This is a genomic window from Flavobacterium luminosum (assembly GCF_023635005.1).
Taxonomy (GTDB): Bacteria; Bacteroidota; Bacteroidia; order Flavobacteriales; family Flavobacteriaceae; genus Flavobacterium; species Flavobacterium luminosum.
This window is the reverse complement of record NZ_JAMLJM010000009.1, coordinates 46,196-72,065: the sequence shown is the minus strand read 5'-3', so window position 1 is coordinate 72,065 and position 25,870 is coordinate 46,196. Positions and strand designations below refer to the sequence as shown.

Here is a 25,870-nt window from a genome sequence, read left to right as displayed (position 1 = left end):
CATCAGAGTATGAAATCGCTATTAACAAGAAGTTTGCGCAAGCAAACACAAATAAATAAAGAAGCGATACCATATATGACCGCTAAAAAATAAATTCTACATATATGAAAAAGTATTTATATCAATACCAACGAAAAGTAATGTTGTATTGCATCAGGACAAATATAGCAGTATCACTTTGCCTACTGATTTTTTTAGCCTCCTGCGACGATTTTGTAGAAGTCGATTTACCCAATTCACAATTAACCGCTCCGGCAGTTTTTGAAGATGCCGTTACGGCCAATGCAGCTATGGTAAGCATCTACGCAAAAATGAGAAGTCAAGGTTTGCTAACAGGCTCAGCAAGTGGGTTATCACATCTGTTGGGGAATTACACCGATGAACTTATGTTTTATGGCAACACCCAAAACGGAGCTGTAGCCTTTTACAATAATGCGCTAATCGCTTCCAATCCGGATGTAAAGCAGTTTTGGAACAATTCGTACAATCAGATTTACTGTGCCAATGCCGTTGTTGAAGGAGTAGACAATTCAGTGACATTACCGGCAAACGTGAAAAATCAGTTAAAGGGTGAAGCATTATTTTCAAGAGCCTTATTGCATTTTTATTTGGTAAATCTCTATGGTGATGTTCCTTATATCACTACCACAGATTACCGTGAGAATAGCGAGGTAGCGAGAACCCTTTCAAACGTGGTGTATGCAAAAATCATCGAAGATTTACAGGCAGCTATTACGCTGCTGCCTGAAAACTATCCCACGCCCGAAAGAGTCCGCCCCAACAAATATGCTGCACATGCTTTATTGGCAAGAGTGTATCTATACAATGAAAATTGGGAAGCTGCCAAAAACGAAGCTACTATGGTAATTGAAAATACAGGCCTTTACACTTGGGTAACTAATCTTGATGAAGTTTTTCTTAAAGAAAGTACCGCTACCATTTGGCAATTTTCCCCTTCTGAAAATGGTGGAAATGCAGAAGAAGGAGCAACCTTTATTTTTATAAGTGGACCGCCACCATTATCAGCTTTAACCGAAAACTTTATCAATGGTTTTGAAGTGTCAGACCAAAGAAAAGTTCGCTGGGTAAACGCAGTTACTGATGGGGTCACCACATGGTTTCATCCGTACAAATACAAACAACAAAACAGTACAGCAGGTTCGATAGAATATTCTGTTGTACTGCGTCTGGCTGAAATGTATTTAATCCGCGCTGAAGCTTATACTCACTTAGGAGATTTGGATGCAGCCAAAACAGATTTGAACAAAATCCGAAACACCGCTGGACTGCCGGACACCTCAGCAGTTACACAACAGGAACTACTTGATGCAATATTGCAGGAAAGACGGGTAGAACTGTTTACGGAATACGGGCATCGGTTTTTCGATTTAAAACGCTTCGGAAAAGTAAACGAAGTATTATCTCCGGTAAAAGCCGGATGGAGCACTAACGATGCGCTGTTTCCAATCCCCGAATCGGAACTGTTGTTAAATCCAAATCTCTCACCTCAAAACCCCGGTTACTAATGAAAACAATTAGCAATACTATAAAAATAATTTGGTTGAGTAGTTTGTTTGCTCTGACTTGCCCTGTAATGGGGCAGGTTGGGCAAACCCCAAAATTAGATTTAGAAGCTCTCTCGGGATGGAGTACCTTGGAATCAGTTAGTATTTCCGACATGGGTAATTGGATGAGTTATACCTTGACTTACGAGTCGGACAATGATACCTTGTTTGTTAAGAACGTCCACTCTCAAAAGACGATTGCTTTTCCCGTTGCCGGCAATGGTAGGTTTAGGGGTGAAGAGCAGTTTTCCTGTAAAGACCAAAGCGGTACATTTAAACTTCTTAATTTAAAGACCAACCGGATTGAAAAACTGGAAAATGTCCAAGAGTATGATTTTATAGCCAATGGGAAATGGATTGTTTTTATCCGAACCATAGAAAATAAGTCTCAATTAGAGATACGAGACACTAGCCTAAAGCTACTAAAAACAATTGCAGATGTTGGTTATTACAGCCTTAACCCTTTAAAAACGGCATTGGTGTACCAGCAAAAGCAGGAAAGTAATAACAAAGTGACCTATATGGCTTTGGAAGATGGTTTTAGGGAGTATGATGTTATGCAAAGCCAAACGGAAAGTTTTCAAAACTTTGTGTGGCACAGCAGTGGGACAAGTTTGGTGTTTGTGAATTCCATAACCAAGGATAGCGAGACTATCATTAACAAGCTAATCTACTACAGCCCTAATTCGAAAACAACTAAGGTTTTTGATGCCGAAAAAACACCTAATTGGCCAAAGGATATGGTTATTACGTCTTCGATTGCTGAGACGTTGGACATTGCAGAAGACGAAGGGCATGTTTTCTTTAACGTAAAAAAGAAGATGGACCAAAAAGTACCCTCAAAAGAAAAGGAGATAGAAATTTGGAATACAGCGGATAAAGACCTGTATGAATACAGAAAGCGTTATGGCAATACCGCTTCCCAAAACCGATTGGTGGTATGGGATTTGCAAAACAATATATTCAAGATTGTTGGAAGTGAAGAAATGCTAGGAGTAAAGCTCTTGCCTAATCAGAAAAAAGGAATTTTGATGGCTAATAACCTTTACAAACCGCAGCCTAAGTACACGCCGGATGCGGACTATTATTTGGTGGATGTGCTTTCGGCAGAGAAAACGCTACTGATTGAAAAAGGAGAAGGAGACTGGAGTAATATAGAATTTTCACCCAGTAGTAAATACATCATGTATTTTAAACAAGGCCATTGGTGGTTGTATGATATGTTAAGCAAAACCCATCGCAACCTTACACAAGATATAGCTACCCGATTTATGGATGAAGACAACGATATGCCGGAAGCATCAGAGCCCTATGGTATAGCCGCCTGGACAAACGATGAGCAGACAGTATTGATTTATGATAAGTATGATATATGGCAAATATCCTTAATTGACAATAGTTCAAAAAAGGTAACCGATGGCAGAAAGCAGGATATTATTTTTAGGTTTGACAAGCAATCGCTGCAGAAAACGTCTGCTGTATTTTCCAAACCGGTGCTGACGGTAAACCTTGAAGAAGAATTGATATTGCATGGCATCAAAAACGATTTTTCCAAATCGGGATATTTTGTTTTCCGAAAAGGAAAAGGAGTACAACCACTTGTTTTTGAAAACAGGAAGATAACCCAATTCAAAAGGGCTAAGGAAGGTAAGAACTATTTGTTTGTTCAGGAAAAATACAACGAGCCGCCGTCTGTGGTATTAGGTAATCAAAAGACAGGTAATGCTAAAGTGATCTTTAAAAGCAATCCTCAGCATGAGAACTACCGTTGGGGCAAATCGGAACTAATCGAGTACACTACTGCAAAGGGACAAAAGTTAAAAGGGATATTGTTCTATCCTTTTGATTATGACCCCAACAAGCAATATCCAATGGTTGTGCACATTTATCAAAGACAACTTGGAAGTCTACATGCCTATATGAACCCAAGTTTGTATAATTCTGCGGGGTTTAATAAAACCAATTTTACCTCACAGGGGTATTTTGTACTCTATCCTGATATTGTTTACCAGATAGGTAGCCCCGGATTCTCGGCTGTGGATTGTGTGGAGGCAGCCACCAGAGCAGCAATTGCTAAAGCACCTATCAACGCTGAGAAGATAGGCTTAATTGGACATTCCTTTGGAGGATATCAGACTAATTTTATAATAACCCAAACGGATATGTTTAAAACTGCGGTTTCCGGATGTGGGGTTTCCAATGCTGTTAGTTTTTACTTGTCGGTAGGTTGGAGTTATGCCAAGGGAGGTGCATGGCGCTTTGAGGAAGACCAGCTCAGAATGAAAAGTTCTTTATTTGAGAATAGGGAAGGCTATCATAAAAACTCTCCTATAGAATATGCTGAAAAAATAACAACTCCATTGCTGTCATGGACAGGAGGAAGCGATACCCAAGTCGATGCTGTCCAGAGTTTTGATTGGTATTCTGCTTTGAGAAGATTAAAGAAGGAGAATGTTTTACTGGTGTACCCAAACGAAGGGCATGTACTGGTAAATGAAAACTATCAAAAAGATCTAGCAATAAAAGAAATGCAATGGTTTGATTATTATTTAAAAGATGGCAAACAACAACCATGGATGATACCACAATAAAAAAGCAGCTCCTGTATGGAGCTGCTCCTTTTTAATCCCTAATAACTATTAGTTGTTAGGAATTTTGTACAAAGGAACTGGACAGTTTAGGCTAGTCGGATTCACTTTCCCCCAAAGGGTGGAAGACCCGAATTTGCAAACGTCACCAATTTCCGTTCTACACATAATTTCTGCATGACAAGGATCTTGTGCAGACAAGAATCGGTAGCCTTGCTGGTTAACCAATGTTTTAGAACTGGCGTTCATTGCGTTTGTGCTAAACGCTCCCGCAATACCAAGTGTAATGGCAGCTACTGGCATTACAATCTTTTTTAAAACAAGTGTTTTCATAATAAATAATTTTAAGTGTGGTGATCTACTCTTTTTCAGGTTTTCGATCTAATCCCTGATACAGGCCGGTATATTTTTAATAGTGTCTTTTAGTTGTAGGGTTTTATTATATCATTTCGAAGTTTATAGCGAATCAGTTTGCTTCCAATAAGTACATAAACATAGTGTCCCTTAACAATAAAACTTCTCATACTTTTTCCTTTGTCATGATAGATGTAAAAACTGGCCAGATAAGATTTTTGGGTTAAGTCATAGACATCGATTATGCTGGCTTGTTTCCACATATCCATAGATTCATATTGTCCCGGGAGTGCAGAATGGACAAAGAGGTATTTCCCATTTGTAGTACTTGTTTTGTTTACTATAAGAGGCGGTTCACTAAAAGTTTTAACCGTACCGTCATTTATTTTAGAAAATTTAAGATGAGCATGGCTAACAGTATCAATAGTATTGCCTCGGTATTGTAAACTTAAATTTGGGTCAGCAACAACAAACTCATTTCTGTATCGGTGTACATAAACCAACCGTTGTAAGGTATTATTATAATGAAGGCTACCATCGGTATCAAAAACGCCGTCAAGTTGTTTTAGTAATAATTTTTTGCCAAAGCCTTCGGTTTTAGTTTCTAAATTAAGAGTACCTAAAAGGTTCTCAGATGTTTTTGGAGCTAAAAACCTAACAGCTAATCTACAGGAATCAATGGGTTCAACTTGTGAAAAATAAGTGCCGGATGTCCATTGCAAATAACCATTCCAATCTTTTGTACTCCCTTTAAAAACATAAGGAATAGTACCTTCAAACAAATAGAAATAGGGCGTTTGAACTCTAATTTGTGGCGATTGAAAAGGTAGATTCTTTTCTTTTAAGTCAATCTTATTGCTTTGCTTATGTTGGAATGAGGTGTCAATTTGGGTAATCTGTAAAGGAGCAGTTATGTTACCTAAATAAATTTTAGAAGTGTCACTTCCGGCAAAATAATAAGAATTAAACTTTAAGTCCAGTTCCCTGTCAGGATTGGCCAAATGCTGCGGAAAACGTCGAATGAATGTATTATGATATTGAACAATATTTTCAGATAAAGAAAAAAGCAGGTAAACAAATCCTGTTCCTAGAAGAGTACAGGCTGTAAGGAATATATATTTATGGGTAAGTTTCATGGTACGAGTTGATTAAAGTTTTTTTTCTGGTTGAAAGAGTATAGCTAATCCGGCAAGTAGCACAAATGATAAATTGAAAATCAAATGTTGGTTCCATGTCATTTTTTCTAAAACACCACCACAGGAACATGGAATAAACTGGCTGAAGTTCAGTATAATGTAGATGTAGGCTGTAAACATCACCATAAGGGTAAAACCACTTAACAACCCATAGAGCTTGAGTTTAGGAAGCAACAGCATAACAGCAATCACAATTTCCAAAACAGGAACTCCTATTGCCACAGGTGTGGCAAAAGCACTTAAAAGAGGCGACTGCCCCAATTGAACCTTGAAATTTTCAAAATCAATTAATTTACTTACTGCTGCATAAATAAACAGTACAACATAAAGTAAACTAACAATTTCAATCAGGATTTTTTTAATATTTGTATTCAGTTTCATATCATTAACTGGTTTTGTTTAATGATGTAAAATTCTGAATTACAATTAATAAAGGCTTTTCAATTCGGGATAACAACTTATCCAAAAAGGAGAAATTACAAGCTGTCGTTTCCTCTTTTTAGATCATTGGGTGAATAGCCATACTTTTTCTTAAAAGCCTTCGAAAAATTAGGATAAGTATTAAAACCATTCATATATGCAACGCTCTTCAAAGGTATATTGGTTTGCTCAATAAGCAAGTGAACTCTTTTTAGTCGCTCGTCATTATAAAACTGGTAGATGCTGGTATTAAAGAAGTACTTGAAGGATTCTTTTAGTTTGTGCTCATTGGTGCCAAAAATCTTAGAAAGCTCTTTTAGGGAGGGAAGCGGATTTTCTAAATTCGATAAAATGTAATCATATAGCAGTTGCATTAATTTAGCATCGTCCCGTCTCGTTTTAGGTAATCGTATGGCAGAATCGAAATCCTCTTGGTGGTTTTCATTTTCCGCCGAATCAACTAGAATTGAATGAATAATAAAGCGGTTTTCATTTGATATTCTTGATATGCTGCTAAAGAGCGATACAACTTCCTTTTGGTCAGAAGTAAGATAACTCAACGAAAGGGTAGAAACCTTTTCATTGGCTAAGATAGTGGGTAATAATTTATAAAAATTTTGAGCTGAGGTGTCCGTTAAAAGTTTTGCAAATTCCTGTCCTTCAAGTAAGGTTGTTTTGTAATTTAAAAGGAAATAAGTTTCCGGTATTGTACTGCGAATAATAAAGTCCTCATCTACAATAAAACTCAAGCTAATCAGGTTTTGCTGTAAATGATGCGTATTGATGTAACCTTTGGGAAACAGTGTTTCCTGCATTTCCTCTGCCACCATATTGATAAGCACCGTTAAAGATTCTAACTCATCATCTTCCTCGGTTCGCGCAATCCGATGACTAAAGTTACCGCTAGCCATTTCAAGTAACATTTGTCGGATGCTGTGAATCCGTTTCTGATTGATTTCCCTTTGCATATGCTTTATAAATAAGTTTTCAAGAATGCTAATGCGTGTTCTTCATCAGTAAAAAATGAAGTGGGAATAGTAGGCTTGTTTATCTTTAGATAAAAATCACCCATAGTTTCAGATACTTGAGGATTGCCAAGAATGGCTACAGCTTTAGTAAGTACCGAACCAAATTGAGCTAGGTAATCCCTGCCGGCTTTATCCGAATCTTTTACACCCCTGATATCACATAAAACAGGATAAGTCATTTCATTTTGAAATTGGATCCGGTCAGACACGACTTTTCGGGCGACAGTTAAGGAAATAACTGTCTCCGGCTTATATTCAAAATAGAGAATGCCATGCGCAATGCAAAACCGTGCATGCGCATTTTCATAACAATCATGAGCTGCATTCATGATATATCAGATAAAATGTTACAATTCTGCAAAAGTAAAAATAATACTGAATTAAAAAACCTACAAAACAAGCTAAATCTCTCTAAAATCAATTACTGTTTGTCAATTCGGGAATATGAGTTGTCAAAATAGGAGTAAGGACAATTTACTATAAAACACATCAAAATTTATCTACAATTTTGGCGTCTTAATAACCCAAACGTAACACACTACTAATCAAAAGAGAAATGGCTAAAATTAAACACAACAACTTTATCGACACTGTAAATAGTGTCATATCGGGCGCTAAAAATGAAGGAGTACTTCATTTATATGCCGAAGATTCTTTCTTAAACGGCAGAACATTGCAAATTGCAGGGCAGCAGATGTTTCATTTCGGAACAACCGGTTATCTCGGTTTAGAACAAGATGAAAGAATTAAACAGGCTGCTATCAATGCAATTCAAAAATTCGGGACACAGTTCCCGCTTTCTAAAACGTACATTTCAAATCCATTGTACCGCGAATTGGAAGCTAAAATTGAAAAAATGTATGGTATAACCCCCGTGATTACTAAAAACAGTACACTGGGGCATTTGGCAGTTATTCCAACAGTGGTTCGCGATGAAGATGCTGTTATCTTAGATCATCAGGTACATTGGAGCGTACAAAACGCATGTCAGCAGCTCAAACTAAGAGGAATTCCAGTAGAAATGATTCGTCATAATAACCTCAACATGTTGGAAGACAAAATCAAAGAACTCACCAGTAGAAGCGGAAAAATATGGTATATGGCAGATGGGGTCTATTCAATGTTTGGTGATTTTGCACCTATACCGGAATTAATAGAATTAACGAAAAAGTTTCCGCAGCTACATTTGTATTTTGATGATGTTCACGGCATGAGTTGGAAAGGAAAAAATGGAACTGGTTATGTTTTCGACTCGTTTAATCAATTACCAAACAATGTTTTAATTGTTTCGACTTTAAGTAAAACTTTTGGGGCAAGCGGAGCAATGCTAATTTGTTCAGATGGGAAACTAAGAGAGAAAATCAAGAACTTTGGAGGACCACTAACATTTTCCGCACAATTGGAGCCAGCATCACTCGCCGCTGCGTCAATGTCAGCCGATATTCATTTGTCCCCCGAAATCACAGTATTACAAAATGAATTAACGGAACGAATAACCTATTTCAATTCATTATTAAAAGATTCAAATGTACCGCTAATCGTTAAAAATGATTCTCCTGTTTTCTTTATTGGAACGGGTATGCCGGCTACGGCTTACAATCTTACGCAAAAGCTTTTTAAGGAAGGCTTTTTTGTCAATCCGGGCTTGTATCCAGCAGTTCCTGTTAAGAACACCGGAATTCGTATAACAATATCAAGACACAATCAAAAAGAAGATATCAAAGCACTGGCAGATGCTTTACAATTTCACTTTCCAAAAGCTTTGGAAGAAACGGATAATAGTTTGGATAAAATTCAAAGAAGTTTTCGACTTGAAAAATCATGTCCTAAAGTTAAAATGGAAAACACCGATTCTGGGTTGTTGCATCTCCAGTTTGAAACGTCAATTCACAACATAGATAAGGAACTTTGGAATAATGGATTGGAAGGTCAAAGCGTTTTCGATTGGGAAGGACTATGCTATTTAGAAGAAGTTTTTCAAAATAATCCTAATCCACAAGACAATTGGGAATTTTACTATTGCATTGTAAAAGATACCGAGAACACTTCAGTTTTAGTCACTTTCTTCACTTGTGCGTTATGGAAAGACGATATGCTGTTACCGGAATCCGTTTCAAAACAGTTAGAAGAAAAACGGAAATCAAATCCACTGTACCATACTTCAAAAGTATTGAGCATGGGCTCGCTTTTTACAGAAGGGCAGCATTATTATTGCAATAACAGCCATTCTTTATATAACCAAGCAATCAAATTGTTGCTTTCAAGAGTAGAGGAGGTGTACCATGATATAAATGCAGATATGCTGGTATTGAGAGATTTTGAATCAAATAACAGTTGGAATGATTTGCTGCACAATCAGGGCTTTATAAAAGTAGATATGCCGGAAGCTTGTAAGATAACGGATAATACTTGGTCAACTGTTGAAGATTTTACCAAGAAACTATCACCTCGTTCCAGAAAACATTTTAATAAAGAAATCCTTCCTTTTGAATCCTGTTTTGATATTCAGGTAAAAAATAGCTTATCAGATTTAGAATTAGAGAAAGTATATCAGCTATACAATAACGTAAAAGACAACAATTTTGCAATCAACACTTTCACTTATCCATTCAGTGTTTTCAAGAAAATGAACGACTATGCTTCATGGGAATTTATAGTGTTATACTTAAAAGGAAATGATTCGACAGAACCTGAAATGGTTGGTGTTGTATTCGGATATAAAAATTTGAACAAGACTTATGTTCCAACGCTAATCGGTATGAATTATAGTTATGTTCAGGAATTGAATTTATACCGTCAGCTATTGTTTCAGATTATTAAGAGAGCCAATATTTTAGGGTATTCAAAAATAGATTTCGGCTTTTCGGCCACATTCGAAAAACGAAAACTGGGAGCGGAAATAACGCCAAAAACAGCCTACATACAAGCCAAAGATAATTTTGCATTCGAGGCATTAAACAGTTTGCAAAACGAAATAAAGTAAAAAACTAACAATGCTTACTATTAGCCAAACACAACAAATGAAAACGATTACAGCACACATTACTGATTTCAATCAAAAATGCAATGCCATTTTAGAGACAAACGATGATCATTTAAAAAAAGCAAACGAAGGTATTCAGTTATGTAACAGAACACTTTCGGTGCTAAAAGATAAAGTAGAGCAGCATGATTTTGAGAATGTGCCGGACGAAATTGAGTTCTTCAAAAATCACAAGTCCATTCCAATGAGTTACCTCATTTATTTTACGGAAGTCAGGTCGTGTGAGCTGCGCATGCCCAAAGCCGGTACTTCTTATAAGATTGAGTTTCTTCAAAAGGAACTAAAAAAAGTCAATAAGTTTTTCTATAAAAATGCTGATTTTGTGCATTATATGGAGCAAGGGTACAGTTACCTGGATCATCAGTTTTTTACAAGAAATCAAAGAGATAATTTTCCCTTTACACCAATGACCGACTACTATCAGTTTCCTGAATTTTCCACCTCTCAGGATATGCTTTGGTCTAAAGTAAAAGCTATGTACCGTTTCATCCACTATATAAGGGAAGCCCTGAAGAATCTAAAAGTTAACGATTCCGAAATTTTTGAAGAGAAAAGACATAAGGTTCTAGTTTGGACTGCTCCAAAAACGGCCTTGATTGAGCTTATTTATGCGCTTTATTCCAGTGGAGCGCTAAATCATGGCGCAGCCGATATTAATACCATAACCTCATCTTTCGAAGATTTCTTCAATGTTAAGCTGGATAATGTTTACAAAACCTACAACGAGATAAAAGAAAGGAAGAGCAGCAAAACCAAATTCCTTGAAGAATTAATGCTCAATTTGCAGCAAAAAATCAGTAAAGAAGAAAGTGTTTGAGGTTTCGTAGGTAATCGTAACTACGAAGTTTAGCATCTTTTTATTGTTGGTTATGAGTTTATTATGTTTTTAAAAAGCTAATAGTTGAATCCGAATTGGTAGTAGAATACTAATTCGGATTTTTTGTTGATGAATAAACGTAATACGACTAAAAAAGTTTGATTTCAATTGTCTTGTAAATAGGCATTTTTTAGCTTTTTGATGTTAAATTTTATCGTAACTACGATAAGCATTGGGAAAAGAAAAGAATAAAACGCAACAATTTTGTGCTGTTCGAACAAAGCAAATTAAGTAACAGGAAATGACGTCATTCAAAATCGTTTAACATTTAAAAAGCACTATGGCAGCAACAATTATTACAACAGAAGATTTAAGAGAATTCAAGAAGGAACTATTGGATGATATCAAAAAGTTATTGGATGTCAAATCTACTTCTACTTCAAAACAATGGCTAAAATCAAGTGAGGTTAGAAAACTACTTGGGATTTCTTCCGGTACGCTTCAAAATTATAGAATAAACGGAAGTCTTTCGTATACCAAAATCGGCGGCACCCTCTTTTATTCCAACGACGATATTGAAAAATTGCTTTCTCAAAACAAAATTAACACAGTTAGATAATTTCCCTCCTTTGGAGGGGTGCCCGTAGGGCGGGGTGGATATCTATCCCCTTGCGAGGAGGCACGACGAAACAACCTCTTATTCGCAAACCAAAAAACTTAGCATCTAAGAACCTCAGAACCTTAGCACCTCAAAAATTATGAATTACATAAAACACCTCACAGCTTATTTCGATAGGGTGGTAGACGATCATTCTCTAAACCCAACCCACATCAGTTTATACATCGCACTTTTTCAGTTCTGGAACCTTAATCGGTTTCAGAATCCCATAAGCATTACTCGCGATGAGGTAATGCGAATCAGTAAGATATGTTCAAAAGCAACCTATCACAAATGCATGCGGGAACTGCATGAGAAAGGCTATGTTATTTACGAACCATCCTACAATCCGTTTAAAGGAAGTATGCTTCAAATGGTCAATTTATCCCATGAACTAAAACCATTAAAACGAAGCAATAAAACCAATTCAAAAAATAAACAAGTTATTGAACAGGAAGTAAACAAGCAGCAAACAAGTAGTGAAACAGCTACTGAACAACCGCTGGTATCTTCTATAAACAATATAAACAATACAAACAATACAAACATTTTAAACTTGGGCAAAAGCAAAAATGACCTGAAAAAAGACGGGTTCAAAAATCAGTCAGCTATTAGTCTTTCCGAGCCTGTCGAAGGATCCAAAAAAAAGTTGCGCGAAAAAAAAGGTGAAGTAATAGAAAATGCAATCCCACCACAATGGCAAAATGTAGTACAGTTTTTCAGCGAATGTAATGTTCCCGAAATCGAAGCCCAAAAATACTATAATCATTTTCAAAGTAATGGCTGGCTGGTAAGCGGAAAGTCAAAAATGAAAAACTGGAAAGCGGCAGCTAGAAATTGGATGCTGAACAGTCAAAAATTTAACAAAACTAACACGCAACCTCAACCAAATCATCTTCATACCTCAATTCAGAAAAATTATGCAGAACCACTTTAGTTTTACCAGCACATTCATCGTAAAAGACAATTTTAGAACGTACAATTTAGAACAGTGTTTCAAATATCTTGAGCAACAAGGTAAAGAAGCCTATGGAAAAAGTTTCAGAATATATGATGAGGATAAACCGGTTATTTGCAAGTTACTCATATACGCAATCCAAGATGTTGAAAATGCATTAAAGTTGGGTTTAGATCTTAACAAAGGAATTATACTATCGGGTCCTGTAGGTTGTGGGAAAACATCAATCATACACTTAATAAAGCCGTTTGTACCACCCAGATATGACTATAAAATAAAGTCGGCAAGGGAAGTTTCTTTTGAATTTGCAAAACACGGTTACGAAGCTCTAAATTTTTATACTCAAAAAGCGACCAATCAAAACCGTTTGACAGGTTATTGTTTTGACGATTTAGGAGCCGAACAACAAATTAAGCATTTCGGAAACGATTGCAATGTAATGGCAGAAATTCTCATTAGCAGATATGAACAGTTTGTGGAAAACAAGACAGTAACTCACATTACGACTAATTTAACGGCATCTGAGCTCGAAAATCTTTATGGAAACCGTTTACGTTCCCGTATGCGAAGCATGTTCAACTTGATTAGTTTTGACAGAAATTCAAAGGACAAACGTTAATTATGCTGTCAAATTAATTAAAATGTTGGCTTTGAATTACAAAACAGTATGAGTTTTTTACAATTATTTAGTACAAATTGATTTAAATTGTATAAATTTGTTTCTGTTATTCAGCACAAATGAAAAAGTTTCACTTAGTTTTAATCTTTGTATTAGGCATTTTTTTAATGCCCAGTGAAGCATTTGCATGTGGTAAAGAAAACACCAAAAAAGAAAAATCCTGCTGTAGCAAAGAAAAATCAGAAACTAAAACTGAGAAAAAATCATGCTGCGATAAAGATGATCACTCTGAAAAGGGATGTAGTGGTAAATGTGGTAATTCAAATTGCACGTCCACTTCCAGTGCACATTTTAGTGTAATTACTTTCAACGAAATTGAAATCAAAAGCAATCTTTGCGTTGTAAGTGATAAAAAACAAAACTTTTTTCATAATGAAGTCAATATTTCATCTGGCTTCTGTTCTTTATGGCTTATACCTAAAATAAGCTAAATTCCTTTTTTGACAGCCATAGGTGTGTCAAATCCATAGCTATAAGCTATAATTTTCAAACAGTTTTAAAGAATAAATTTTTGCACTTTTTAGTGTAGCTAAATATATTTCTATTCCCTAAACTGTTTATTTATCCAATTTTATTTATCAATAAATCAGAGGATTCTTTGATTATATACATTATTTAAAGATGAAAAATTCATTTAAAAAAATAATGGTAGCAGTTTTTGTATTGCTATCAATTACAATCAACGCACAAATAAAAAATTCAAAAACAGAAACAGTTAAGATATATGGCAACTGCGGGATGTGTGAATCCATAATCGAAAAAGCAGGAAGTATTAAAAAAATAGCTAAAGTAGATTGGGATCAGGAAACCAAAATGGCAACTTTAACATATAATTCTAAAAAAACAAATCAAGACGAGATACTTAAAAGAATTGCACTTGCCGGATACGATAGCGATAAGTTCTTAGCTCCTGATGATGTTTATAATAACCTTCATGGTTGTTGTCAATACGACAGGGTTGCTAAAGTTCCTGTAAAAGAAACCACTAATACTATGGCATCCAATGAAGACCATTCAGCGCACAATAATCATAATGAAGCTTCAGTAGTTGAAAATCAAAATGATAATCAAATAAAGTTGGTCATTGATAATTACTTTTTGGTAAAGGATGCCTTAATTACTTCAGATGGTAATGCTGCGGCAACAGCGTCCAAAGGTCTATTAGCGTCCATCAATAATGTGAAGATGGAAAAGCTTGATATGGATGTTCATATGGTGTGGATGAAAGTGGTAAATCAATTAAAAGAAGATGCAGAGCATATTTCCGATACTAAAGATGTAAAGCACCAAAGAGATCATTTTGTTTCATTATCAGCGGATATGTATGCTTTAATCAAAGTTTCCAAATATGAAAAACCTGTTTATTACCAATTTTGCCCGATGTACAATAATGGCAAAGGAGCCAATTGGTTAAGCCAGGAAAATGCAGTAAAAAACCCTTATTATGGTTCAATGATGCTTACTTGTGGTAAGACTGTTGAAACAATCAAATAACCTTCAAAAAAACTATAAATGAAAAATTTATCAATCATAGCTTCGTTCGTTGGAGCATTATTTCTGTCTTCTTGTAATGACAATGACGACAAAATGGATATGGCCGTAAATATTGATTATCCTGCGGCTTATGTAATAAATGGTGAAGATGCTTCGGTTTCTGTAATTAAATTATCTACAGGTGAAGTTACCCAAACAATTGAATTAATGGGAAGTGGTGCAGATATGATTATGTGGCCACATCACATTTCATCACACCAAGATCATTTGGCTATTGGCGTACCTGGAATGGATTTTTCAGCAGGTCATACAGGCAGTACATCGGGAATGACAGGAAAAATGCTGATTATTAATGCTATGACTGGTAAAACGATAGAAAACATGAATCTTCCTGCGATGAACCACAATACAATTTATTCACCGGATGGCACAGAAATTTGGGTACCGCAAATGGATATGGATGGAAAAGTATTGGTGTATAATGCTACTACATATGCACTAAAAAATACAATAACAGTCGGAATGATGCCTGCCGAATTAACATTTTCATCAGATGGAGCCAAAGCTTATGTAGCAAATGGCGATGATGATAATATAACAGTGATAAACACCGCAACAAAAGCAATTATCACAACCATTGCCGTTGGAGACAATCCGGTAGGAGCTTGGACTGGAAGTAACGGAAAAATGTATGTAGATAACGAAGACGGGCAAACCATTTCTGTTATAGACGTGGCAACTGATACGGTTGACGAAACAATTGCATTAGGGTTTATGCCGGGAATAGCATCATATAACGGTATCAAAAATGAACTATGGGTTTCAGACCCGATGAATGGTAAGGTACATTACTATACTTGGGATGCAGGAATGGGAATGTGGATGCATGGAAGTTCATTTAATACAGGAGCCGGAGCACACGCAATTGCCTTCACAACTGACGGTAATACTGCATATGTAACCAATCAAACAGCCAATACTGTGTCAGTTATTAATACTACAAGCCATACAGTAACTAAAACAATAAACGTTGGGGTTAAACCTAACGGAATAGTTATTAAAATGTAAAAGCTATTAGATTAAGCCTGATTGTAATATTAGGCTTAATCTTCATAAAACAAAAAGGTTAAAATGATTTTAAATAAATGAAAGTTAAAACAAAATATTTCATAGCACTTCTTATACTGTTTTCATTTTCAATGAAAGCTCAAATTAGTATTGGTGATGAATTGCCAAAAGTTGTATTAAAAAATAGTCATAACCAAGAGATAGAAATTACTTCTTTCAAAGGAAAATACATCCTCGTAGATTTTTGGGCTTCATGGTGTCAACCGTGTCGTCTTGGAAATAAAAAATTGGTAAAACTCCATAAAGATTTAAATACTGAGAAAATCGAGATAATAGGAATTTCGATTGATGCAGATAAAAGCAAATGGATAAAAGCTATTGAAAAGGATAAAATAAAGTTTACGCAGCTTATCGACCCTAAAGGCTTTGATGCCAAAACTGCCATTTTGTTTGGAGTGGATGAATTACCGTCGAAATACTTGTTTAGCCCTGAAGGTAAACTAATTGCTAAAAACCCAACAGAAGAAGAAATATTGAAATTAATAAAAGAGTAAAATGAAAAAAATAAATAAAGTTTATGTATTGGTTGCATCTATGGTTTTGATGTTTTCAATGAAAAGTAATGCACAGATTTCAAAAGCCGAAATTAGAGCAACCGGACTAACATGTTCAATGTGTTCGAATGCTATAAACAAGCAACTTAAAAGCTTACCTGAGGTGGTTAATGTAGAAACCGATTTAAATACAAACACGTTCACCGTAACACTTAAAGAAGGTAATGAATTAAGTCCAAAAGTATTTAAGGAGAAAGTGGAGAAAGCAGGTTTTTTTATTGGCTCATTAGTAGTAACAGCAAAACCTGAAACCATAACTAAAAGCACTTACATTTTGGTAAATGACAAACCAAATAACGTGACCGAAATACAATTTCAAGTAGTTGACAAAGGCTATGTTACTGAAAAGGAATTTAAAAAATTATCCAAATCATATAAGAATGTAGAAACGTATGCCGCTAACAATGAGGATGATTTTCACATTAAAATTCTAAATTAATGAGAAAGGTAATTTTATTTTTTGTTGTACTAAGTTGCCAAAATATTTTTAGTCAAGAGTTATTTGTAGTTACTGATCCGGCAAGTAATGTCCCTGCAAACTCGCTTGCAGTTAATGTGATGCAGTCACTTTTCAAAGAGGAAATGAAATCAGGCTACAATTACCATTTTATGCCCGAAGTAACTTATGGTTTAAATAAAAATATTATGTTTCGTGGTTCCGCTTTCGTGAGCAATAGAAACGGCCAACTGGTTACTGAAGGAGGTAGTTTTTATTCAAAGTATCGTTTTTATTCAACAGATGATTTAAATAGTCATTTTAGATTAGCAGCCTATGGAAGATATAGTTTTAACAATGCTGACATCCATCAAGAGCAAATAGAAATCTTAGGACACAATACAGGATTTGAAACTGGAATTATTGCCACTAAATTGATAAAGAAAGTAGCTATAAGTTCATCCGTGAGTTTTGAAAAAGCTTATGACAACAAACCAAATTATCCTTTCCCGGATAATATTGGCGACAATGCTACCAATTATACGCTATCATTTGGTAAGTTGATGTATCCAAAAAAATATACCAGCTACAAACAGACAAATATTAATTTAATGGTAGAATTTGTTGGTCAGACAATTAATGAAAATGGTAAGTCATATTTAGATGTTGTGCCTGCAATACAATTTATTTTCAATAGTCAGGCGCGATTGGATTTAGCATACCGTCAAGAATTAATGAGTTCAATGGTACGTTCAGCACCAAATGGTTTTTATTTCAATTTATATTATACTTTTTTCGATTTAAAAAAATAAAGAAGAAATGAGTACAAAAAAGTTTATTCCTGCTCTGGGTTATGATTTTTTAAGTGATTATTACGATTTAGCTATCAAAATAACTATGCCCGAAAAAAAATTCAGAAACAAATTAGTAGATTTTATAAACCCTAAAGACAATGAAAAAATATTAGAATTTGGTTTTGGAACCGCGCAAAACATAATCATACTCAAACAACGATTTCCTTATAGTAATGTTCAAGGTGTTGATATTGACCCTAAAATTAAATCAATAGCTGAGTATAAATTAAATAAGGCAGAAATTGAAACACCACTTTTTTTGTATGATGGAAATAAGTTACCATTTGAAGATAATTCATTTGACAAGGTTTATAGTTCGCTTGTTTTTCATCAGTTAGACATGATTACAAAATTAAAGTGCTTGCTAGAGATTAATAGGATACTAAAACCTAATGGAGAATTAATCATTGGAGATTGGGGTAAAGCAAAAACAAAATGGATGCGGTTTTCTTTTTATTTAGTTCAATTACTAGATGGTTTCAAAACCACCACTGATAATGTAAACGGATTAATGATAAAATACATTACTGATGCAGGATTTAAAGAGATAAGCGAAATTGATTTTATTAATACATCAATAGGTACTTATTCATATTACAAAGCTTATAAAAATTAAGTTTCAATCAATTTCTTTAAACCAAAATTAACTCTAAAAAAATGAAAAATGAATAAAATTGAAAAAAGAAACAATCAAATACTTATTGCAATAGTAATTGCAATAATGCCAATAATGAATTTATTCGCACAAAACGGAAACAATTCTAATGGTCCTCATAATGGAACCATCAAAAAAGTAAAAAGTTATCATATCGAAACTTTAATTAAGGATAGCAAAGTATATTTTTTCATACTTGATGAAAAATTGAAACCATTAAGCAATACTGAAATAACAGGAACAGCTTCATTAATATTTGCTGATGGAAAATCAAAAAAAGTAGAACTAGCAAATGTTGGTATAGATACTTTTATTGTAAATGAAATAAGTGCGCATACTTATACTGATATTCAAGTAAGTTTTAAAATCAATGGAAAATCAATCTCTACTATTTTTTCTAAAGAAAGAAAGCTTGAACGGTTTTCTAAAGAAATAACTAAGCATTATCACGAACAAAGCACAGAACATAGCTACAAATAATTAAATAACTAAAAAATCACATATCATGAAAACACTTTTTTTAACCGCTATCTTAGCAATAACAATAGTTTCTTGCAATAACAAAAATAAAGAAACTGAGAGTCAAACAACAGAAACTTCTGCCAATTCAAACGAATTGTTTTCTTGTCCAATGCATCCTGAAGTTACAGGGAAGAAAGGAGAAAAATGCTCTAAATGCGGAATGGAATTAACAGAACCCGTAGTTCAAAAAGAAGTTGAGCATAATCACAACGAGAGTAATCATTCTCATGAAGATGCAAATGCTACTTCCTCATCGGCAGTTCAAAATGATAATGCATCTGTAGCAGCAACAGCCTTTTCAATAGATGAAATAGTCGTAAATTATTTAAAAATGAAAAATGCATTAACAAAGGATGATGCAAAAGGAGCGGCTAATGCAGGTAAGGCTTTGTACAAAACATTCAATTCAACAACTACAAACAGTATGTCGGCCAATCAAAAAAAGGAGTATTTAGACATTGTTGATGATGCAAAAGAGCATGCCGAACACATAGGAGATAATGCAGGAAAAATAGACCATCAAAGAGAACATTTTGCTATACTAAGTAAAGACATTAATGATTTAATTAAAATGTTTGGAACCAAGCAAAAATTGTATCAGGATTATTGCCCAATGTATAACGATGGAAAAGGTGCTATTTGGATTAGTGAAACGAAAGAAATCAAAAATCCTTTTTATGGTTCTCAAATGCTTACCTGTGGTAGTTTGAAAAAAACATTATAAAATGAAAAAGAGATTAAAAAAAGTAGGCATAGCACTTTTTTTGGTATTGATAGCGATACAATTCTATCAGCCTGCTCTAAATCAAAGTTCAGGGCAGGATTATACAAATGATTTTCTTATCACAACTAAAGCACCAAAGAATATTTCAAAACTAATTCAGACATCTTGTTACGATTGTCATAGTAACAACACCAAGTATTTGTGGTACGATTATATTCAACCTGCTAGAATGTTAGTAGAGGCACATATTAGTAACGGGAAAAAAGAATTAAATTTTAATGAGTTTGGCAGTTATTCAAATCGAAAGCAGCAAAGTAAGCTAGAAGCGATAGGTAAACAAACTAAATCGGGTGATATGCCTTTAAAATCTTACACATTATTACATCACGATGCAGTACTTAATGAAACCCAAAGACAAGAAATAATCCATTGGATTAATTCAATACAAGAAAACAGCAGTTCATCTGTAAATTAAGAAAAAATGGTAGAAAAGCTAATTACATTCTCACTTAGAAACCGATTTATTGTGCTGCTCGTGGCAGCCGGTTTATTTGGTTGGGGAATATACAGTGTTCAGCAGAATCCTATTGATGCTATCCCTGATTTATCAGAAAATCAAGTTATTGTTTTTACGGAATGGATGGGAAGAAGCCCGCAGGTAATCGAAGCGCAAGTAACTTATCCTTTGGTTTCTAATCTTCAAGGGATACCTAAAGTTAAAAATATACGGGGAGCCTCCATGTTTGGGATGAGCTTTGTCTATATCATTTTTGAAGACAATGTAGATACCTACTGGGCAAGAACCCGTGTGTTGGAACGATTAAATTATGCCCAACGTTTACTTCCACAAAATGTTGTTCCAACTTTAGGTCCTGATGGTACAGGAGTAGGCCACATTTTTTGGTATCATTTAGAAGCCAATGGAATGGACTTGGGAGAGCAAAGAGCATTACAAGATTGGTATGTGAAATTTGCACTGCAAACAGTTCCCGGTGTAGCCGAAGTAGCTTCTTTTGGAGGTTTTGAAAAACAATACCAGCTAGTGTTAGATCCGCTCAAAATGCAATACTATAACGTCAGCATGATGGAAGTTATGAATGCTGTAAAATCGAATAACAATGATGTTGGAGGGCGAAAATTTGAAATGAGTAATATGTCTTACATCGTAAGAGGTTTAGGATATATCAAGAACATTAAAGATGTCGAAGATATTACCATAAAAAATTATAATGCTGTTCCCATAAGAGTAAAAGATATTGGCTCAATACAAATGGGAGGCGATTTACGATTGGGAATTTTTGACGAAAATGGAAAAGGAGAAGTTGTTGGCGGAATTGTAGTGATGCGTTATGGTGAAAATGCTGATAAAGTAATACATGCTGTAAAAGAAAAAATGAAGGAAGTCGAAAAAGGTTTACCGGAAGGAGTTTCGTTTAAAACTTCCTACGACAGAAGTGAACTGATAGAAAAAGCCATTGCATCAGTAAAAGGAACACTAATTGAAGAAATGATTGCTGTATCTTTGATTATCCTTATTTTTCTTTTCCACTGGCGAAGTGCTTTAATTATCCTTATTCAGCTTCCTATATCCGTAGCAGTGGGTTTTATTTTACTTGAGGCTTTCGGCATCTCTTCCAACATTATGTCATTAACGGGTATTGCGCTGGCTATAGGGGTGGTTGTCGACGATGGTATTGTAATGGTGGAAAATTCATATCGTAATATTTCGGAGAAACAGGAAGAAATGGTTAACAGTAAAAAATCCGTCTAAGATGAAAGAGAAACTATCAAAAATATTCAAAAAAGAACAGGATCCATTGTCTTCAGATGAAAAACTTAAGATAATTGAAGCGTCCTCCAAATTGGTGGGGCCGGGCGTTTTTTATTCAACAATAATTGTAATTGCCTCTTTTTTACCAGTGTTTCTTCTTACAGGAATGGAAGGAAAACTTTTTAGTCCATTGGCCTATACAAAATCCTTTATTCTTATTGTCGATGCATTTTTGGCAATCACTTTAACACCGGTGCTAATTAGCTTTTTACTCAAAGGAAAACTACGTCCGGAAGAAAAAAATCCAATCAATAGTAAATTGGAAACAATCTATACACCAATACTAACTTTTTGTCTGAAATGGCGTAAAACGGTATTAGGTATTAATATTGTTGCTTTATTAATTGGAATGCTGATGTTTACCCGTTTAGGCTCAGAATTCATGCCTCCATTAGATGAAGGTTCCATTTTATTTATGCCAGTTACATTACCAGATGTGTCCAATTCTGAAGTAAAAAGAATTTTACAGGTGCAGGACAAACTAATAAAATCAGTGCCCGAAGTAGATCATGTTTTAGGAAAAGCCGGTAGGGCTAATACGGCAACTGATAACAGTCCGATAAGCATGATTGAAACTATTATTTTACTAAAACCTGAAGCTGAATGGAGAGAAGACAAAACAAAAAATGATATTATCACTGAAATAAATAATAAACTCCAAATTCCTGGAGTAACAAACGGTTTTACACAGCCTATTATCAATCGTATCAATATGCTTTCTACCGGTATTAGAACGGATGTTGGAATAAAAATTTATGGTGCAAGTTTAGATACTATTGATGTTTTATCTCAAAAAATCAAGAAAACGTTGGAAGGTACTTCCGGAATAAAAGATTTATATGCAGAACCTATCACAGGCGGTAAATATATTGATATTGAGGCAAAACGTGACGTAATTGGCCGTTATGGGCTTTCTATTGACGATATCAATAATGTTGTAGAAGCAGCTATCGGTGGAATGAAACTAACCACAACCATTGAGGGAAGACAACGCTTTTCTGTTAATGCACGATATGCTCAAGAATACAGAAATAGCTTGGACGCTTTAAAAAAATTGCAAGTACAAACGATGCAGTATGGTCCAATTCCTTTAGAAACGGTTGCTGATGTTAAGATAAGTGATGGACCTCCTATGATAAACAGTGAAAATGCGATGCTTCGAGGAAGTGTATTGTTTAATGTTCGGGAACGTGATTTGGGAAGTACGGTAAAAGAGGCACAGAAAAAATTAAACGCCATGATGACTAAAATGCCAAAAGGATACTATGTGGAATGGAGTGGGCAATGGGAAAATCAAATCAGAGCCAACAAAACATTAAGTCTGATTTTACCTATAGTGGTAGTTATTATTTTCCTAATCCTGTTTTTCACCTATCATTCCATGAAAGAAGCATTAATCACCATGATAACTGTTCCATTTGCTTTAATTGGCGGAATTTTTATGGTCTATTTTTATGGTATTAACTTGTCGGTAGCTGTAGCTGTCGGTTTTATTGCATTGTTTGGAATGGCCATAGAAACGGCAATGTTAATGACCATTTATTTAAATGAATCTATGAGCAAAATGGTGGCGAAATTCGGAAATAACAAAGAGGTTATCACCGAAGCCATATTAAGACAATATATTATTGATGGATCAGCAAAAAGGTTGCGGCCAAAACTAATGACCGTTTCGGTTTCATTATTTGGTTTGATACCTATTCTTTGGGCAACAGGAACAGGAGCCGATGTGATGCTTCCTATTACTGTCCCGCTCATTGGGGGAACAATTACGTCCACAATTTATGTTTTGTTAGTAACACCAGTTGTTTTTGAAATCGTAAAACTTCGTGAACTGAAAACAAATGGTAAAATAGAAATTTTAGATGCTAAGGAATAAATTTTATATAGCAATAGGTTGTTTGGTTTTAAGCTTTACCTCTAGTAACGCTCAAACACTTTCGTTGGATGAAGTTTTGAAAAAGATCGAAACAAATAATCCACAATTAAAAATGTATGATGCCGATATACAAAGTATGGAAGCAGCTGCAAAAGGTGCCAAAAGTTGGATGCCTCCACAGGTGGAAACAGGTTTCTTTATGACACCATACAATTCCAAAATGTGGAAGGCTGATGAAATGTCACCCGGAATGGGGTCATATATGTTGGGAGTCACACAAATGATTCCGAATGCCAAAAAACTGAACGCCGATTTTAAGTATATGAGCGCAATGTCTTCTGTGGAAAGGGAGAACAAAAACTATACGATTAATCAGCTCAATGCTTTGGCGAAAACAAACTATTTCCAATGGATTGTTTTGAATAAGAAGATAAAAATTGCCGATGATAATTTACTTCTTTTAGACTACATGATTAAGAGCATGGAGATACGCTATCAATACAACATGGATAAATTGCCAACGTACTACAAAGCAAAATCGCAATACAGTGCCTTACAGAGCATGATTGTTATGTTGCAAAATGACATAGTACAAAAACGAATTGTGCTTAACATGCTGATGGCAAGAGATAAAAATATTGTTTTTGATATTGATACAACCTATAAACTAACCGATTTCAATCTGATAAAATCCGATACAACACAGCTTTCCCAAAACAGAAGTGATATTAAGGCAATTGAAAAAACAATAGTATTAAATCAGCTGAAAATAGAAGCTGAAAAGACAAAGTTCTTACCGGAGTTTGGAGTTAAATATGACCATATGTTTGCTTTTGGGCAGCAACCACAGCAATTCTCTTTAATGGGAATGATTACCATTCCAATGCCTTGGTCAACCAAAATGAACAAAGCTAACATTAATAGTTTTCAGATTAAAAATGAAAGTCTTAATTGGCAAAAACAAATGATACTAAATGAAGCATTAGGTATGATCTCCGGAATGCAAACCGAACTGACAACCCTTAAAAAACAGTACGATATTGCCGAGAAAAATATTATACCGGCCTTGCGTAAAAACTATGACACGGCTATTATAGCATGGCAAAATAATACCGGTGATTTGTTTGTGGTACTCGATGCTTGGGAGGCGTTAAATATGGCGCAAATGGATTCGTTAGATAAATTACAGACCATTTTGGCAACACAAGTTGAAATTGAAAAACAACTGGAAACTAAATAATTATGAACCGATATTTAAAATACAGTTTAATAGCCATTGTGATTTTAGCGATTGGATTTGCAATATATTATTTTGCAACCAAATCGGATAATCATTCTGGTCACGAACAGCAAGCAGCGATTTACACCTGTCCGATGCACCCAGAGATTATCAGGGACAAACCCGGAAATTGTCCTATTTGCGGAATGACTTTAGTAAAAAAGGTAACAAACAATCGTGCAGAAGAAAGCAATTCGATTGACAATGTTTTAAAGCCAACGGATAATTTTATTGTTGGAAATTATCAAACCACGACTGCAAAAGACACAACAGTAAGCAGTGAAATTAATTTACCAGGTATTGTGACTTACGATCCAAATTCTTTTGTAAACATTGCGGCAAGGGCATCTGGAAGAATTGAAAAAATATACGTGAATTACAAATACCAAAAGGTAAATAAAGGACAAAAACTTTTTGATTTATACAGTCCCGAATTACTTACGGAACAGCAAAATTTCATTTATTTAATTTCAAATGATGTGGATAATACCTCAATTGTTGAAGCTTCAAAACAAAAATTAAAGCTCTATGGCATGAGTGGGAATCAAATTAATTCATTGGTTTCAACCAAAAGAACAAATCCGGTAATTTCAATTTATAGTCCTGCGTATGGAATAATTGATGCAACAGAAACAATGGATGTCAATAGCAATTCGATGTCTAATACAAGTGCTACTTCTGAAGTATTAAATGTTAAAGAAGGGAATTATATAGTAAAGGGAGAAACTGTTTTTAAATTAGTCAATACCGATAAAGTATGGGGTGTTTTTAATGTATTACAAGGATATAGCGGATTACTAAAGAAGGACCAACCCATTGCTATTACAACAGAATTAGATGAAACTTCCAATATTAATGCTCGTATAAATTTCATAGAAACTCAGTTTAGCGCAACAGATAAGTCCAATAGAATCAGGGTGTATTTAAACAACAATAGCTTAAAGCTACCTATAGGTTTACGTTTGCAGGGTAAAATAAAAACAAATCCGATTGGAGGGACTTGGTTGCATAAACAAGCTTTCGTCAGTATTGGAAATAAGAAAATAGTTTTTGTCAAAATGAACAACGGCTTCAAGGCTAAAGAAATAAAAACGGGAATTAAAATGGGAGATTATGTTCAAGTCATCAACGGAATTTCGGTTAATGACTCTATTGCCCAAAACGCACAGTATTTAATAGACAGTGAAAGCTTCATTAAAACCGAGTAA

26 protein-coding genes are annotated in these 25,870 nt (G+C 34.9%); 21 read left to right on the top strand and 5 right to left on the bottom strand.

Annotated features, from left to right (window positions below):
• The first annotated feature begins 104 nt into the window (after positions 1–104).
• A complete protein-coding gene (locus NAT50_RS10865; protein ID WP_250593252.1) occupies positions 105–1,526 on the top strand; it encodes a RagB/SusD family nutrient uptake outer membrane protein in 1,422 nt (473 codons plus the stop codon).
• Positions 1,526–4,156, top strand: a complete 2,631-nt coding sequence (locus NAT50_RS10860) for an alpha/beta hydrolase family protein (protein WP_250593251.1) — start codon at positions 1,526–1,528, stop codon at positions 4,154–4,156. Before NAT50_RS10865 ends, NAT50_RS10860 begins: the two co-directional genes overlap by 1 nt.
• A gap of 48 nt (positions 4,157–4,204) precedes the next feature.
• Here NAT50_RS10860 and NAT50_RS10855 read toward each other — a convergent pair whose 3' ends face one another.
• From NAT50_RS10855 to NAT50_RS10835, 5 genes are all read right to left on the bottom strand, one after another.
• On the bottom strand, positions 4,205–4,486 hold the full coding sequence (locus NAT50_RS10855; protein WP_250593250.1) for a DUF6520 family protein: 282 nt from the start codon (positions 4,484–4,486) through the stop codon (positions 4,205–4,207).
• 89 nt (positions 4,487–4,575) lie between these two features.
• Positions 4,576–5,643 carry a hypothetical protein gene (locus NAT50_RS10850; protein WP_250593249.1) on the bottom strand — a complete coding sequence of 356 codons (1,068 nt, stop codon included), beginning with the start codon at positions 5,641–5,643 and terminating at the stop codon, positions 4,576–4,578.
• Between the two features lie 12 nt (positions 5,644–5,655).
• Positions 5,656–6,084: a MauE/DoxX family redox-associated membrane protein gene (locus NAT50_RS10845; RefSeq protein WP_250593248.1), complete on the bottom strand. Its 429-nt coding sequence runs from the start codon at positions 6,082–6,084 to the stop codon at positions 5,656–5,658.
• A gap of 95 nt (positions 6,085–6,179) precedes the next feature.
• On the bottom strand, positions 6,180–7,091 hold the full coding sequence (locus tag NAT50_RS10840) for an AraC family transcriptional regulator (protein ID WP_250593247.1): 912 nt from the start codon (positions 7,089–7,091) through the stop codon (positions 6,180–6,182).
• 5 nt (positions 7,092–7,096) lie between these two features.
• The gene (locus NAT50_RS10835; protein ID WP_250593246.1) at positions 7,097–7,480 is read right to left on the bottom strand and encodes a DUF7793 family protein; all 384 of its coding nucleotides are present in this window, start codon (positions 7,478–7,480) and stop codon (positions 7,097–7,099) included.
• Positions 7,481–7,707: 227 nt separating this feature from the next.
• Between NAT50_RS10835 and NAT50_RS10830 the strand changes: the two genes are divergently transcribed.
• The 19 genes from NAT50_RS10830 to NAT50_RS10740 all read left to right on the top strand — a co-directional run bounded on the left by NAT50_RS10830 (position 7,708) and on the right by NAT50_RS10740 (position 25,870).
• On the top strand, positions 7,708–10,134 hold the full coding sequence (locus NAT50_RS10830) for an aminotransferase class I/II-fold pyridoxal phosphate-dependent enzyme (protein ID WP_250593245.1): 2,427 nt from the start codon (positions 7,708–7,710) through the stop codon (positions 10,132–10,134).
• 37 nt (positions 10,135–10,171) lie between these two features.
• On the top strand, positions 10,172–11,011 hold the full coding sequence (locus NAT50_RS10825) for an RteC domain-containing protein (RefSeq protein WP_250593243.1): 840 nt from the start codon (positions 10,172–10,174) through the stop codon (positions 11,009–11,011).
• A 340-nt stretch (positions 11,012–11,351) separates the two neighbouring features.
• Positions 11,352–11,630, top strand: coding sequence for a helix-turn-helix domain-containing protein (locus tag NAT50_RS10820; RefSeq protein WP_250593242.1), 279 nt, complete (start codon positions 11,352–11,354; stop codon positions 11,628–11,630).
• A 139-nt stretch (positions 11,631–11,769) separates the two neighbouring features.
• Complete coding sequence (locus tag NAT50_RS10815; RefSeq protein ID WP_250593241.1) at positions 11,770–12,606, top strand: transcriptional regulator; 837 nt, start codon at positions 11,770–11,772, stop codon at positions 12,604–12,606.
• Entirely contained in the window at positions 12,590–13,246 is a 657-nt protein-coding gene (locus tag NAT50_RS10810) for a P-loop NTPase family protein (protein ID WP_250593240.1), read from the top strand. The genes NAT50_RS10815 and NAT50_RS10810 overlap by 17 nt, the downstream gene beginning before the upstream one ends.
• A gap of 119 nt (positions 13,247–13,365) precedes the next feature.
• Complete coding sequence (locus tag NAT50_RS10805) at positions 13,366–13,737, top strand: hypothetical protein (RefSeq protein ID WP_250593239.1); 372 nt, start codon at positions 13,366–13,368, stop codon at positions 13,735–13,737.
• 190 nt (positions 13,738–13,927) lie between these two features.
• Positions 13,928–14,800, top strand: coding sequence for a DUF3347 domain-containing protein (locus NAT50_RS10800; RefSeq protein ID WP_250593238.1), 873 nt, complete (start codon positions 13,928–13,930; stop codon positions 14,798–14,800).
• An 18-nt stretch (positions 14,801–14,818) separates the two neighbouring features.
• On the top strand, positions 14,819–15,868 hold the full coding sequence (locus NAT50_RS10795) for a YncE family protein (RefSeq protein WP_250593237.1): 1,050 nt from the start codon (positions 14,819–14,821) through the stop codon (positions 15,866–15,868).
• Between the two features lie 77 nt (positions 15,869–15,945).
• A complete protein-coding gene (locus tag NAT50_RS10790; protein ID WP_250593236.1) occupies positions 15,946–16,422 on the top strand; it encodes a TlpA family protein disulfide reductase in 477 nt (158 codons plus the stop codon).
• Between the two features lies 1 nt (position 16,423).
• Positions 16,424–16,921 (top strand): heavy-metal-associated domain-containing protein, encoded by a 498-nt coding sequence (locus NAT50_RS10785; protein ID WP_250593235.1) that lies wholly within the window; start codon positions 16,424–16,426, stop codon positions 16,919–16,921.
• Positions 16,921–17,730 carry a hypothetical protein gene (locus NAT50_RS10780; protein ID WP_250593234.1) on the top strand — a complete coding sequence of 270 codons (810 nt, stop codon included), beginning with the start codon at positions 16,921–16,923 and terminating at the stop codon, positions 17,728–17,730. The genes NAT50_RS10785 and NAT50_RS10780 overlap by 1 nt, the downstream gene beginning before the upstream one ends.
• 7 nt (positions 17,731–17,737) lie before the next feature.
• Entirely contained in the window at positions 17,738–18,388 is a 651-nt protein-coding gene (locus NAT50_RS10775; RefSeq protein ID WP_250593233.1) for a class I SAM-dependent methyltransferase, read from the top strand.
• A gap of 48 nt (positions 18,389–18,436) precedes the next feature.
• The gene (locus NAT50_RS10770) at positions 18,437–18,907 is read left to right on the top strand and encodes a hypothetical protein (RefSeq protein ID WP_250593232.1); all 471 of its coding nucleotides are present in this window, start codon (positions 18,437–18,439) and stop codon (positions 18,905–18,907) included.
• A gap of 25 nt (positions 18,908–18,932) precedes the next feature.
• Positions 18,933–19,673, top strand: a complete 741-nt coding sequence (locus tag NAT50_RS10765) for a DUF3347 domain-containing protein (protein ID WP_262918668.1) — start codon at positions 18,933–18,935, stop codon at positions 19,671–19,673.
• Between the two features lies 1 nt (position 19,674).
• Complete coding sequence (locus tag NAT50_RS10760; protein WP_250593231.1) at positions 19,675–20,148, top strand: heme-binding domain-containing protein; 474 nt, start codon at positions 19,675–19,677, stop codon at positions 20,146–20,148.
• Positions 20,149–20,154: 6 nt separating this feature from the next.
• Positions 20,155–21,444, top strand: coding sequence for an efflux RND transporter permease subunit (locus NAT50_RS10755; RefSeq protein ID WP_250593230.1), 1,290 nt, complete (start codon positions 20,155–20,157; stop codon positions 21,442–21,444).
• A gap of 1 nt (position 21,445) precedes the next feature.
• Entirely contained in the window at positions 21,446–23,383 is a 1,938-nt protein-coding gene (locus NAT50_RS10750; protein WP_250593229.1) for an efflux RND transporter permease subunit, read from the top strand.
• Positions 23,370–24,623: a TolC family protein gene (locus tag NAT50_RS10745; RefSeq protein ID WP_250593228.1), complete on the top strand. Its 1,254-nt coding sequence runs from the start codon at positions 23,370–23,372 to the stop codon at positions 24,621–24,623. Before NAT50_RS10750 ends, NAT50_RS10745 begins: the two co-directional genes overlap by 14 nt.
• Positions 24,624–24,625: 2 nt before the next feature.
• Positions 24,626–25,870, top strand: a complete 1,245-nt coding sequence (locus NAT50_RS10740) for an efflux RND transporter periplasmic adaptor subunit (protein WP_250593227.1) — start codon at positions 24,626–24,628, stop codon at positions 25,868–25,870.